Genomic DNA, 13083 nt, shown 5'->3' with positions numbered 1-13083 from the left:
GGCCCTACAAGTACTCTCACATTTACATTAGATTAAGTAATGAAAAGGGGGCTATCGCCCCCTCTTTTTCTTATGAAACAATCTCGTTACTTTTTGATCTGCTCATCCCGGTACTGATCGACCCACATGGCGGTGGCACCACAGATGGCCACCGGCATCACGAACAGGTTCACCACGGGAATGGCGGAGAAGAGGGTCACCAGGGCGCCGAAACTCAGGCACTTGCCCCGACGCTGTTTGAGGGCGTCGCGCATGGTGACGAAGTCGATCTTGTGGTTGTCAAACGGGTAGTCCACATACTGGATGGCCATCATCCAGGCACTGAACAGGAACCAGATCAGGGGAGCCAGGGTTTGGCCCACCACGGGGATCAGGAACAGGATCAGGCAGCCAATCGCCTTGGGCAGATAGTATTTCAGCTTGGTCCATTCGCGCCCGAATATCCGAGGCACATCCCGGACTATGTCGAGCATGCCGGTTTCGGCGCTGGGTTGGCCGGTGAGGTGCTGTTCCACCTTCTCGGCTAGCAGGCCATTGAAGGGGGCCGCCACCCAGTTTGCCAGGGAGCTGAACAGGAAGGAGAAGACCACCAGTATGGTCAGCAGTGCGATGGGCCAGAGCAGGTAGTCGAGCCAGGATAGCCAGGAGGGGATCTGCTGGTGCAGCCAGGCGAACAGGCCATCGAGTTGCAGCAACAGGGCGTAGAAGGCGCCGGAGAACAGCAGGAAGTTGACCAGCAGCGGGATCAGCACGAAGGTGCGGATACCCGGTTGGCGGATCAGTGAGAAACCGCGCAGGAAGTAGTCTGCACCGCTGATAGAGTCTTTGACTAAGGGGCGTGATTGGCTCATCTGAGCTCCATCCATGACAGGGAACAGCCTGCATATTACAAACAAGCCATTGATTTGGTAAAGTCATCGACCCGCCGCCCCACTATTTAGCCCGGATATAGGCCTACATGCGTCTGAAATTGATCAAGCTCGCCGGTTTCAAGTCGTTCGTCGAGCCGACCAAGATAGTGCTCAGTGCCGACATGACCGCCATAGTGGGTCCGAACGGTTGCGGCAAATCCAATGTCATCGATGCGGTGCGCTGGGTGCTGGGGGAGAGTTCGGCCCGCCACCTGCGCGGCGAAAACATGACAGACGTCATCTTCAATGGCTCCCTCAATCGCAGTGCCCATGGCCGCGCCTCGGTCGAACTGGTGTTCGACAATCCCCACAATCGCGTGCCCGGCGAGTTTGGCCGTTTCAGCGAGATCTCGGTGCGCCGCGAGGTGCTGCGAGATGGCAGCAACCATTATGAAATCAATGGCCAGAAGTGCCGGCGCAAGGATGTCACCGATCTCTTCCTCGGCACGGGGCTGGGCCCGCGCAGCTACGCCATCATAGAGCAGGGCACCGTCAGCCGCCTGGTGGAGTCGCGCCCGGCGGATCTCAAGCTGTTCATGGAAGAGGCGGCGGGGGTCTCTCGCTACAAGGAGCGCCGTCGGGAGACGGAGCTGCGCATTCGTCACACCCAGGAGAACCTGGAGCGGCTCGGCGACATTCGCAGCGAGCTCGGTGCCCGGCTCGATCATTTACGAACCCAGGCCCAGACCGCCGAACGTTACAGCCAGCTCAAGGGGCGCAGCCGTGCCGCCCGTGCCGAGTTGATGGGCTCTGAGTTGTGGGCGCTGGAGACTCGCTTGGCCCAGGCCAAGGAGGAGCTGGCCAAGGTGGATTTGGCCATTGCCGCCCTCGATGCCAAGCGCAGTCAGGATGACAGTCACCATATCCGCCTGTCGGTGGCACGTCAGGAGGCCCAGGCCGAGCAGACGGCGCGCCAGCAGCAGCTCTTCCTCGGCGGTCAAGCCATCGCTCGCCTCGAGCAGCAACAGCTCCATCGCGATGAGCTGGGCCGCGACTGGCAGACGCGCAGCATTGTACTGACCGAGCGCATCGAGGGGCTCAAGGGACAGTTGGCCGCACTCTTGACCGAGCAGGCCAGCCAGGCGCTGACCGCCGAGCAGGAGGAGGCCCGCCTCGAGCAATGTGAGCAGTTGCTTGAGGATCAACAAGGGGGGCGCGTGGCGGCAAGCGAGGCTCTGGAAGGGGCTAGATCGCGGCAACAACAGTGGCAGCAGCAGCTGGCTCAGTTGCAATCAAACCTCAACCAGACGCGCACTCAGCAACATGGTCTGCAGGAGCTGCAGGCCAAGACCCGGCTCGCTCGCCTCAAGCTCGAAGAGGAGCAAGGGGATCCCCTGGCCGGCCAGCCGGACTTGCAACCGGCACTGGAGGCTCTGAGCCGCGAGCTCGAGCTGATGCGTGCCAAGAACGGGGAGCTGGCCGAATTAGCCCGTGGGGGCGCGGCTCATCATCAGGGGCTCAATGAACGACTGCATCAGCAGACCAGTCTGCTGCGCGAGTTCGATGCCCGGCTCACCACCCTGGATCAGATCCTGGGCCCGCAACTGGGTGGCGACAAACTGGCCGATGGCTTGCAGGTGTCGCCCGTCTGGGCCCAGGCCCTGGACAAGGTGCTGGGTCGCTGGATCACGGCCAACGCCGCCGACATCTGCCCCGAGGGCCATGCAGGGCTCTGGATAGGCCCGGCGGAACCCGCTCTGCCCGGCACGCTCGGGGCCGAAGTGACGGGGCCGCATATCCCGGCTTTTCTCAATGGCATCTGGCTGGCGGCGGATTTGACGGCGGCCCGTCAACAACAGACACAACTGGCGGCGGCGGAGTCTGTGCTCACCCCCGCGGGCGACTGGCTCGGGCGCAACTGGGCCGATTTGGGCCAGGATGGCGCCCTGGGGCCGTTGGCCCTGCAAGGGGAGCGTGAGCGGTTGCGTCAGGAACGCAGCCAGGCCGACGGCGAGCGGCAGCAGTTAGTCAACGCCCTGCAAGAGGCCGATCGGCTATGGGTAGAGCAAAAAGAGTCCTATGAAGCACATGGCCGGGCGCTCGGCGAGCAGGAGCTGAGATGGCAGCGGCAGCGTGAAGCCTGGAGTCAGCAACAGGGTCAGCGCCAGGAGCGGTTGTTGCGGCTGGGCCAGCTGGGTGAGGATCTGCGCCGCCTCGACGCCGAGCAGGCCTCCGAGTCCAGCCGCAGCGAGGCGCTTGCCCAGGAGTCTGAGCTGATTGATGCCCAGTTGCAGGAACATCTGGCGCAAGGAGAGGCTGAGCGTGAGGCGCTGCAACTGGCACAGGAGCAGGGGCGGCGAGCCGAGCAAGAGCTGGAGGCGGCGCGGGTGCGCCGCGAGCAGCAACTGGCGAGCAGCCAGCGCTTGCAGCTGGCGCAACAGAACCGGGATCAGATCATCGCCTTGCGAGAACAAGAGCTGGCCCGGCTCGGGTTGGAGCTGGCGCAGCTCAAGGCGCCTGAGCCCGCATCGGGTCAGGATTTGTCGCCCCTGCTCCATGAGCAGCGCACCCTGGAGACGGCGCAACTGGCCTGCCATCAGCGTATCGCCGAGCTTGATAAGGGGCTGGCCGAGCTGGAGCTGACCCGGGCATCGGATCGCAACGTGCTGGTGACACTGCAAGAGCAGCTGGCCCAGCTGCGCCTAGAGCGTGAGCGCAACCTGACCCGTCGTCAGGGGCTGCATGAGCAGTTCGAGGAGTTGGGGGTACGGCTGATCGATCTCGATCAGGCGGTGCTGATCGCCGCCAATCGCACCGCCCTGCGCCAGGAGATCCAGACCCTGGAGAGCCAGGTGGAGGCGCTTGGCGCCATCAACCTGGCGGCGCTGGCGGAATACGAGGAGGCGCAAACCCGGGCCAGCTACCTGGAAAATCAGTGCCAGGATCTCGAGCAAGCCTTGGAAACCCTGGGCCAAGCCATTAAAAGAATTGATAAAGAGACACAAATACGCTTCCGTGACACTTTCGATAAGGTCAATGAAGATTTAAAATCCCTGTTCCCCAAGGTGTTTGGGGGTGGGAGCGCCTGGCTGGAGCTCACCTCCGACGATCTTTTAGAGGCCGGGGTGAGTATCATGGCAAGACCTCCGGGTAAGAAGAATGCTACCATTGCCCTGCTTTCCGGGGGGGAGAAGGCCTTGACCGCACTTGCGCTGGTTTTTGCCATCTTCAGACTCAATCCAGCGCCTTTCTGTTTGCTGGATGAGGTGGATGCACCGCTCGATGAAGTGAACGTCGGTCGCTTCTGTTCTCTTGTCAAAGAGATGTCGAGCACAGTACAGTTCGTTTACATCAGTCATAACAAGGTCTCCATGGAGATGGCTGAACAACTGATCGGCGTAACGATGCAAGAGCCTGGTGTCTCGCGCATTGTCTCGGTCGACATCGGTGAAGCCGTCGCTTTGGCTGAGCAAAACTAGAAAGAGAAGCAGCTAATGCAGGAATTGCGTTACATCTTGGTCGCCTTGGGCGGGATTGCCATAGCGGCATTGCTCATTCACGGGTTGTGGAGCAACAGGAAGAATCGTCAGTCCCCGATCAAGGAGAAACCCTTGAACCGGATGGACACCAAAGCACGGGATCGTGACAGCGATGCCTTCGATAGCGACGGCATCGGCCAGGTTCGCGTGGTCAGTGCTGGCCGCCGTGCCGAGCCCAAGCTGCAGCCTGAGGCTGCACCTGTCCACGACTACCTCGATGATGAGGATGAAGACGAACTGCCGCCGCCAGCCCCGCGCAAACCGGTTGCCCGTCCCGTCGCCCCAGCCCCTGTCTATGAGGACGAGGAGGAGATCTACGAGGAGCCGGTTGCCGCCGAGCCGGTGCGCAAGCCCGCTCAGGTGAATCGCCGCACCCCAGTCTATCGCTCTCGCCCCCAGCACGAACCCGCGTTGCAGCCGTTTGACGACGAGCCTCAGCCCGAGCCTGCCTACACCAGCGGCCTCAGCTTCGGTGAACAAACCGCGCGCGCCGAACCCCGTCAGGCGCCAGTGCATGCCGAGCCACAGTTTGACGAGCCCCAGTTTGCACCCAGGGCTGAGGCGAGAGTGCAACCCCGTGCCGAGCCCAGGGTCGAGCGTGCCGCCCCCGTGCAGGCCCCGGTTTATGCCCCTGTGTATGACGAGCCGGAGCCCGAACGCGCTCCCGTCGAAAAGATTTGGCAGGATGTCTATGTCATCAACCTGATGGCTCGCCCCGGTCAGGCGCTGCAAGGAGCTGCCTTGTTGGCCTCCCTGCAATCCCTGGCATTCAAGTTCGGCGAGATGGATATCTTCCACCGTCACGAAGGGCTCGATGGCCACGGGGAAGTGCTGTTCTCCATGATCAACATGGTCAAACCGGGCACCTTCAATCCGTACCGGATGGAGCAGTTCAATACCCCTGGGGTTTCCTTGTTCATGCAGCTGCCCCTGCGCAGCAACGTGGCCTTTGCCTTCGAGCACCTGCTGCAAGCCGCCGATCAGTTGGCCAGTGACCTGGATGCCATGCTGACCGACATGGAGCGCAGCCCGCTCAGCGATGAGACCATCGACAGGTATCGCCGCGAATTGGCTGCCTTCGAGGCCAGTCGCGACTAAGCGACCGGCGCTGCCGAGTGAATAAAAAGTGCGGTACCTGGGTGCCGCATTTTTATTTGTCCGCCTAACTTATCATTTCCACCACAGTCGAGATTTTTTCATGAGCGAATCCCTCACCCGCCACCGTCAACTGTGTGAACTGCTTATCGAATATGGCCATCAGTACTACGGGTTGAAAAAACCGACAGTACCGGATGCCGAATATGATCGATTGAAGGAGGAGCTACTTGCCCTTGAATTGGCTCATCCTGAGCTTCGTCATAGCCAGCTGTGTGGACTGCTTACGGAGTACGGCCATCAGTACTATGTGCTGGATAACCCCACCGTACCCGATGCCGAATATGATCGCCTGATGCGCGAGTTGATCGCGTTGGAAAGCGATCATCCCGAGCTGAAAACTGCCCGCTCCCCCAGTGTGCGGGTCGGTGGTGCGCCACTGACGGCCTTCAATCAGGTGCGCCACGAGATCCCCATGCTCAGTCTGGACAATGTGTTCAGCAGCGAAGAGCTGGTGGCGTTCGAGCAGCGCATGAGGGATCGCCTGAAACGTGAGCTGAGTTTCACCTTCTGCTGCGAGCCCAAGCTCGATGGCCTGGCGGTGAGCCTGCTTTATGTGGAGGGTCAGCTGATGCAGGCGGCAACCCGGGGGGACGGCAGCACGGGGGAGGAGATCACCGAGAACGTGCGCACCATCAAGGCGATCCCCCTCGTCTTGCGTGGTGAAGGCTGGCCCGCCCGGCTGGAAGTGCGCGGTGAGGTGTTCATGCCCAAGGCTGGTTTCGAGGCGATGAACGAGCGAGCCCTGGCCGCGGGGGAGAAGGTGTTTGTCAACCCGCGCAATGCCGCCGCTGGCAGCCTGCGTCAACTCGATTCCCGCATCACGGCGAGTCGCCCCTTGAGCTTCTACGCCTACGGGGTCGGCATTGGCGGCGAGCTGCTGGGGGACTCCCACTTCGCGCGGCTGTGCCGTCTCAAGGAGTGGGGCCTGCCCATGAGCCCCGAGGTCAGGTTGATGGAGGGGGCGGCGGGTTGTCAGGCATTCCACGACGACATTCTGACTCGCCGTGACGCCCTGAAATATGAAATTGACGGGGTCGTCTACAAGGTCGACAGCATTCCGCTTCAGCAAGAACTCGGCTTCGTGGCCCGCGCCCCGCGCTGGGCCACGGCTCACAAGTTCCCGGCCCAGGAGGAGATGACCCTGCTGGAAAACGTCGAGTTCCAGGTCGGTCGTACCGGCGCCATCACCCCGGTGGCCAAGCTCAAACCCGTGTTCGTCGGCGGCGTCACCGTCTCCAACGCCACCTTGCACAATGCCGACGAAATCGAGCGCCTCGGCGTCATGATCGGCGATACCGTGATAGTGCGCCGGGCCGGGGATGTGATCCCCCAGGTGGTGGCCGTGGTGGCCGCCCAGCGCCCCGCGGATGCCCGGGAGATCCTGTTCCCGAGCGCCTGCCCCGTGTGCGGCTCGGCGGTAGAACGACACGAGGGCGAGGCGGTGGCCCGCTGCGCCGGTGGTCTGTTCTGCGAGGCGCAGCGCGCCGCCGCCATCAAGCACTTCGCCGCTCGCCGTGCCATGGATGTGGATGGTCTGGGGGACAAGATAGTGGATCAGTTGGTGGACAAGGGGCTGGTCAAGACACCGGCGGATCTGTTCAGCCTCACCGCCATCCAGCTCGCCGGGCTGGAACGAATGGGGCCGAAATCCGCACTCAACCTGGTGGCCGCCATCGATGCGGCGCGCAGCACCACCTTGCCGCGCTTCCTGTTTGCCCTTGGCATTCGCGAAGTGGGCGAGGCGACGGCCCTGAACCTGGCCAATCATTTCCTGACTCTGGATGCCCTGCGCGCCGCCAGCGTCGAGCAGTTGCTCGCGGTGCCGGATGTGGGGGAGGTGGTGGCCAAACATGTCTACTACTTCCTGCGCCAGCCCCATAACATCGAGGTGCTCGACGCCTTGCTGGCCGCCGGTATCCACTGGCCGGAGATTGAGCAAAAAGAGGCGGCCGAGCAACCCTTCGCCGGCAAGACCTTCGTGCTGACCGGCACCCTCACCACCCTGTCACGCACCGATGCCAAGGCGGCCCTGCAGGCTCTTGGTGCCAAGGTGGCCGGTTCGGTGTCGGCCAAGACGGACGTGCTGGTGGCCGGTGAGGCGGCAGGCTCCAAGCTCATCAAGGCCCAGGAGCTCGGCATCACCATCTGGACCGAAGAGCAGTTGCAAGCCGCTATCCAGCCCTGAGCCGGATCCCTGACCTGAGACGCTACAGACCCGGCCCTGACCGGGTCTGTTTTTTCATGGGTTATTCCCTCTGCCGACCCGTTCAGATGAGCGGCTGCCCACGGCCTGCTCGAACGATCCCATCTCTCTTCTCATCTCTTGCAACAGATCATCGCTGCCGGTGCATGGTCTCCCTGACCGGCTCTGCTGGGTTGCCCGGCTGACCGCTGGACAGAGGCGGCCCAGATCGGCTGCAAGGGCTACACATATTTGCAAACCAGGGATCCGACCCTAGGCCAGCGTGGCTCTGGCCTAGGGGTGAAAAGTGCTCTTTTGACGCTGTTTCCTAACTGAGCAGCTGGCGGAAAACCTGTCTTGGATCAAGAAAGCGCCTTCGGCTTTGGGGCCTAATAGCCACCACATATAGGGAATTAAAGAGATAAAAATCCCATATGTTGTGTTTGTAAGCTGTGGATAACCTCAGCACTCCCAGATGCCAGCCAGGGGCTCAAGGCCCGGCTGGTCTCGGCTCGCCCTGGCGAGCCGGGGCAGGCCGGGAGCGCTTATCGGGTCGACGAAGTGCGGCCATTTTGCGGGGATGAGAAATGAAACCGGTTGTGATCAAACGTGATGGATGCCATGCACCTTTTGATGTTGAACTGATTGCGGCCGCCGTCGGGCGAGCGGCCCAGGCGGTCGGTCAGGGGGATCTGGGGTTGGCCAATAGCGTCGCCATGGCCGTGGCGAGTGAGCTTGAGGGCCGTGCCGAGGTCGATATTCACGAGATCCAGAACCGGGTCGAGAACCACCTGATGGCTTCCGACGACAAGACCATCGCCCGTGCCTACATCGAATACCGTCACGACAGGGATCAGGCCCGCGAGGCTCGTGGCCGTCTGGCCCAGGAGATCCGTGGCCTGGTGGAGCAGACCAATGCGGCGCTGCTCAACGAGAATGCCAACAAGGATGCCAAGGTGATCCCGACCCAGCGGGATCTGCTGGCCGGTATCGTCGCCAAGCACTACGCCATCAGTCACATGTTGCCCAAGGCCGTGGTACAGGCCCATGAGCGTGGCGATCTGCACTTCCACGACCTCGATTACTCCCCCTTCTTCCCCATGTTCAACTGCATGCTGATCGATCTCAAGGGCATGCTGACCCACGGCTTCAAGATGGGCAACGCCGAGATTGATACCCCCAAATCCATCAGCACGGCGACCGCCGTCACGGCCCAGATCATCGCCCAGGTGGCGAGCCACATCTATGGCGGCACCACCATCAACCGCATCGACGAGGTGCTGGCGCCCTATGTGACCATCAGCTGGCAGAAACACCGGGAAGTGGCCGAGGAGTGGGGCATCGCGGATGCCGAGGCCTATGCCATGGCGCGCACCGAGAAGGAGTGCTTCGATGCCTTCCAGTCCCTGGAGTACGAGGTCAACACCCTGCACACCGCCAACGGTCAGACCCCCTTCGTCACCTTCGGCTTCGGTCTGGGGGAGAGTTGGCAGTCGCGCCTGATCCAGCGCGCCATCCTCAGCAACCGCATCGCGGGTCTGGGCAAGAACAGGAAGACGGCGGTGTTCCCGAAACTGGTGTTCGCCATCAAGGATGGTCTCAACCACAAGCCCGGGGATCCCAACTATGACATCAAGCAGCTGGCCCTGGAGTGCGCCACCAAGCGGATGTACCCGGATATCCTCAATTACGACCAGGTAGTGAAGGTGACCGGCTCCTTCAAGACCCCCATGGGCTGTCGCTCCTTCCTCGGGGCTTATGAGGAGAATGGCGAGCTCATCCACGAGGGGCGCAACAACATCGGGGTGGTGAGCCTCAATCTGCCGCGCATCGCGCTCAAGTCCCGGGATGAGAGGGATTTCTGGTCACGGCTGGATGAGGCGCTCGAGGTGGCAAGAGAAGCCCTGATGTATCGCATCGAGCGCTTGGAGGGAGTCAAGGCGCGGGTCGCCCCCATCCTCTACATGGAGGGAGCTTGTGGGGTGCGGCTGAAAGCGGACGACAACGTCAGCGAGATCTTCAAACATGGCCGCGCCTCCATCTCGCTGGGTTACATCGGGGTGCACGAGACCATCAACGCTCTGTTTGGTACCGACCGTCACCTGTTTGACAGTGCCCAGTTGCAACAGAAGGCCATCGCCATCATCGCCCGCCTCAAGGCCGCGACCGAGCAGTGGAAGGAGCAGACCGGTTATGGCTTCAGCCTTTACTCCACTCCGAGCGAGAACCTCTGTTCGCGTTTTTGCCGCATGGATGCCAAGGAGTTCGGCCTGGTTCCCGGGGTGACCGACAAGGGTTACTACACCAACAGCTTCCACCTGGATGTGGAGAAGCAGGTGAACCCCTATGACAAGCTGGACTTCGAGGCACCCTATCCGCCCATCGCCAACGGTGGCTTCATCTGCTACGGCGAGTATCCCAACTTGCAGCACAATCTGGAGGCGCTCGAAAACGTCTGGGATTACAGCTATGACAGGGTGCCCTACTACGGCACCAACACCCCCATCGACGAGTGCTACGAGTGCGACTTCACCGGCGAGTTCGAGTGCACCTCCAAGGGCTTCACCTGCCCGCGCTGCGGCAACCACGATCCGGCCAAGGTGTCGGTGACCCGGCGGGTGTGCGGCTACCTCGGCAGCCCGGATGCGCGTCCCTTCAACGCGGGCAAGCAGGAAGAGGTGAAACGCCGGGTCAAACACCTGTGATCGAGACTGACGGGCCTGCTGGCTGCTGATGGAAATGAAAGGGCTTTTTTTGAACCCTTGTCGATTGCGGTAAGCATCGATGATGCAAGGGCCGCAGCTGCCGGTATTGGAAACGAGAAGAGGGCGAGATGCATTACCACAAGTATTACCCTGTCGATGTGGTCAATGGCCCCGGTACCCGGGCCAGCCTGTTCGTCTCCGGCTGCGAGCACCAGTGCCCTGGCTGCTACAACCAGAGCACCTGGCGCCTCGATGGCGGCAAAGCGTTCGATTCGGCCATGAGCGATCGCATCATCGCGGATCTCAATGATGGCCGGATCAAGCGGCGTGGCCTGACGCTCTCGGGGGGGGATCCGCTCCATCCCGCCAATGTGCCCCAGGTGCTGGCACTGGTGAGGCGAGTACGCGCCGAGTGTCCGGGCAAGGACATCTGGTGCTGGACCGGTTATCGGCTCGAGGAGCTTGATGAGGTGCAGTGGCAGCTGGCGGCCCTGCTGGACGTACTGGTGGATGGTCGCTTCGAGCAGACCCTGGCCGATCCTGGTTTGCTGTGGCGGGGTAGCAGCAATCAGCAGGTGCATCAGATCGCGGCGCTGATCCGCTCTGCGCCACTGCGCAATCTGCTCTGATGGGGATGCGGGGCTGGGGCTGCTGTCATTTGGCCCCGACTTAGCCTTTGCCAATTGCTGGCTGTGGGCTTACTGTTAGGCATCAAACTCACAGGAGAATGTGATGAACAACGTGCTCAAAATCTTGCTTGCCATCTTTTTACCCCCGGTCTGTGCCTTTATCCAGGTGGGCTTTAGCCTGCATTTTCTGATCAACATAGTGTTGACCCTGCTCGGCGGTCTGCCAGGCATGGTGCATGCTCTCTGGCTGGTGGTCAGCGACAAGCGTGCCTGACCCGCATTTTGTGAACAAAAAGGCCAACCTGCGGGTTGGCCTTTTTGTTAGCATTTTTTGTTCGCAGCAGTAGGGGCTATGCCACTGGTTACTGTTGTTTGCACTCGGCGTAGAGGCTCTGCCACTTGCCATCTTCGGCCCGCTGTTCGACGAAGCCTTCCTTGCCTTTGTTCCACCAGACAACTTCATGGTCATCGGTGTAGCGGACACCCGAGGCCGAGACGACCTGGGGCAGGGTGTAATCCTTGCCGTTTGGCAAGGCCAGCTTGACGAAGTTGAGGCTGTCATCGGAGAGGCCGAAGTAGCTCACCTGGACCTTCTGATCGTTGGCACACTGATAGGCGATCGGCTCGCCTCCTGTGACTGTGAGGGTATGGGGTGCCGGGGCACAGCCAGCGAGACCGAGCAGCAGGGCACCCGGCAGAGAAAAGCGCAGAAATATCACAATGAAGACTCCATCAGTGAGGTACAGGTTCGACTGAACCCATAGCCTGACCATAAAGCCTAACAGAGCAGGGCATTCAGGCAAGGATTAAGGGGCCCGGGTCGGTCGTGCCGTGAGATATGGGACCCGGTTGCGACATTTTGCGCCGATACGGTTCCATCAGCGGGCTCTATTCATCACCTCTGGTGAACATATTTCCCAAAAAAAGCCCCGACACCAGGTCGGGGCAAACAAAGCTCATCCATGGGCTCATTACAGTAGTCGTATCAGTAACCGAAACGGGTCGCCTCGAAACGGTTGAGCAGGCGGTGGATCAGGTAGCAGGCCAGCAGGGTGGCGACGATGGCAAACAGGATGCTGCTGACCCGGTAGAGGGCGCTGAACACCAGATCGTTGCCCGGGGTCAGGTACTGGCCAAACAGTATGCCGAGGGTGGTGAGGGCACCGAAGCCGACCCCGGAGCCGCTCGCCTCCTTCACATGGGCATGGCTGAACAGCATGGCCCCGAGCCAGAGCAGGGGGGTGACCAGCAGCAGTTGCCCTGACCAGTCATAGAGCACCAATTGGCTCAGGATGCCGAAACTCACCCCCAGCAGGGTGCCCATGGCGCGCTTGCGGGCATAGCTCAGGGCCCCGTCCCAGTGCATGGGAAAAAGCAGCATCAGTGTGGTCGCCTGGGCGGACATGGAGTCGCGCAGATCGAACAGTTGGAACACCAAAAATGAGAGGGTGGCGATGCTGGCACCGAGCAGTGCCTCGTGGCGCAGCCGGTGCGGGGCCTTGACGGAGGAGGCTTTGGGGGCGTGAGCCTCCACATCCGGGATAAGGATCGTCACCAGGTAGGCGATGAGCACCGACATGATGTTGGCCCAGAGGTTGCTGAAGATAAGATTGTTCAGGTCGGTCTGGGGGTAGCTGGCAAAGTGCAGCATGATGCTGAGGCTTACCACACCGTTGGCACCGAACAGGAACAGGCTGCCCCGGGACATGGCGGCGAAACGGTAGAGAAACAGCAGGAAGACGATGGGGGTCATCAGGCCGGCATGGCCGCCGAACAGACCGCCCAGCAGGCCGACCTCCAGCCCGCACATCACGCCGGCGGCGATAAGCTGGCGGGCGGCGTGGCTGTTCATCACCGGGATCATGCCGAGCAGCAGCATGGGGGTGACGGTGTAGAAGACCCCGTAGTTCCAGCCGCAAATCTTGCAGATCAGGAAGCCCAGAGTGCTGCCGAAGGCGATGCGCAGGCATTGGCGCAGCTCGTTGGCGGTGAGGGCTCGGTGCCAGAGTGCCATGCTTG

At 61.4% G+C, this 13083-nt stretch carries 9 protein-coding genes; 6 read left to right on the top strand and 3 right to left on the bottom strand.

The window, feature by feature from the left end; all coding sequences use genetic code 11:
* Positions 1-86: 86 nt before the first annotated feature.
* Positions 87-851 (bottom strand): sulfate transporter CysZ, encoded by a 765-nt coding sequence (gene cysZ / locus KYK33_RS14615; RefSeq protein WP_042040721.1) that lies wholly within the window; start codon positions 849-851, stop codon positions 87-89.
* Between the two features lie 107 nt (positions 852-958).
* Here cysZ and KYK33_RS14610 point away from each other — a divergent pair, with 107 nt between their 5' ends.
* The 6 genes from KYK33_RS14610 to KYK33_RS14585 all read left to right on the top strand — a co-directional run bounded on the left by KYK33_RS14610 (position 959) and on the right by KYK33_RS14585 (position 11338).
* Positions 959-4330, top strand: a complete 3372-nt coding sequence (locus tag KYK33_RS14610; protein ID WP_224431008.1) for an AAA family ATPase — start codon at positions 959-961, stop codon at positions 4328-4330.
* 15 nt (positions 4331-4345) lie between these two features.
* Positions 4346-5488, top strand: coding sequence for a cell division protein ZipA (gene zipA, locus KYK33_RS14605; protein ID WP_224431007.1), 1143 nt, complete (start codon positions 4346-4348; stop codon positions 5486-5488).
* 100 nt (positions 5489-5588) lie between these two features.
* Positions 5589-7733: an NAD-dependent DNA ligase LigA gene (gene ligA / locus KYK33_RS14600; protein ID WP_224431006.1), complete on the top strand. Its 2145-nt coding sequence runs from the start codon at positions 5589-5591 to the stop codon at positions 7731-7733.
* Positions 7734-8317: 584 nt separating this feature from the next.
* Positions 8318-10435 (top strand): anaerobic ribonucleoside-triphosphate reductase, encoded by a 2118-nt coding sequence (gene nrdD, locus KYK33_RS14595; protein WP_224431005.1) that lies wholly within the window; start codon positions 8318-8320, stop codon positions 10433-10435.
* A 128-nt stretch (positions 10436-10563) separates the two neighbouring features.
* A complete protein-coding gene (gene nrdG, locus KYK33_RS14590) occupies positions 10564-11064 on the top strand; it encodes an anaerobic ribonucleoside-triphosphate reductase-activating protein (RefSeq protein ID WP_224431004.1) in 501 nt (166 codons plus the stop codon).
* A gap of 103 nt (positions 11065-11167) precedes the next feature.
* Positions 11168-11338: a YqaE/Pmp3 family membrane protein gene (locus KYK33_RS14585; protein WP_005898342.1), complete on the top strand. Its 171-nt coding sequence runs from the start codon at positions 11168-11170 to the stop codon at positions 11336-11338.
* 88 nt (positions 11339-11426) lie between these two features.
* Here KYK33_RS14585 and KYK33_RS14580 read toward each other — a convergent pair whose 3' ends face one another.
* Complete coding sequence (locus tag KYK33_RS14580; RefSeq protein ID WP_042040716.1) at positions 11427-11783, bottom strand: MliC family protein; 357 nt, start codon at positions 11781-11783, stop codon at positions 11427-11429.
* 266 nt (positions 11784-12049) lie between these two features.
* The gene (locus tag KYK33_RS14575) at positions 12050-13078 is read right to left on the bottom strand and encodes a DUF2955 domain-containing protein (RefSeq protein ID WP_224431003.1); all 1029 of its coding nucleotides are present in this window, start codon (positions 13076-13078) and stop codon (positions 12050-12052) included.
* Between the last annotated feature and the right edge of the window lie 5 nt (positions 13079-13083).

It is taken from the genome of Aeromonas rivuli, from assembly GCF_020149575.1.
Classification (GTDB): Bacteria; Pseudomonadota; Gammaproteobacteria; order Enterobacterales; family Aeromonadaceae; genus Aeromonas; species Aeromonas rivuli.
Note: the sequence above shows the minus strand (reverse complement) of the source record. Positions and strands in the feature narration are given on the sequence as shown.

Bases quoted from the DNA above. Each gene is read 5' to 3' on its own strand.
- cysZ (WP_042040721.1), bottom strand. From the start codon at position 851: ATGAGCCAATCACGCCCCTTAGTCAAAGACTCTATCAGCGGTGCAGAC.
- ligA (WP_224431006.1), top strand. From the start codon at position 5,589: ATGAGCGAATCCCTCACCCGCCACCGTCAACTGTGTGAACTGCTTATC.
- KYK33_RS14585 (WP_005898342.1), top strand. From the start codon at position 11,168: ATGAACAACGTGCTCAAAATCTTGCTTGCCATCTTTTTACCCCCGGTC.
- KYK33_RS14575 (WP_224431003.1), bottom strand. From the start codon at position 13,078: ATGGCACTCTGGCACCGAGCCCTCACCGCCAACGAGCTGCGCCAATGC.
- nrdG (WP_224431004.1), top strand. From the start codon at position 10,564: ATGCATTACCACAAGTATTACCCTGTCGATGTGGTCAATGGCCCCGGT.
- zipA (WP_224431007.1), top strand. From the start codon at position 4,346: ATGCAGGAATTGCGTTACATCTTGGTCGCCTTGGGCGGGATTGCCATA.
- KYK33_RS14610 (WP_224431008.1), top strand. From the start codon at position 959: ATGCGTCTGAAATTGATCAAGCTCGCCGGTTTCAAGTCGTTCGTCGAG.
- nrdD (WP_224431005.1), top strand. From the start codon at position 8,318: ATGAAACCGGTTGTGATCAAACGTGATGGATGCCATGCACCTTTTGAT.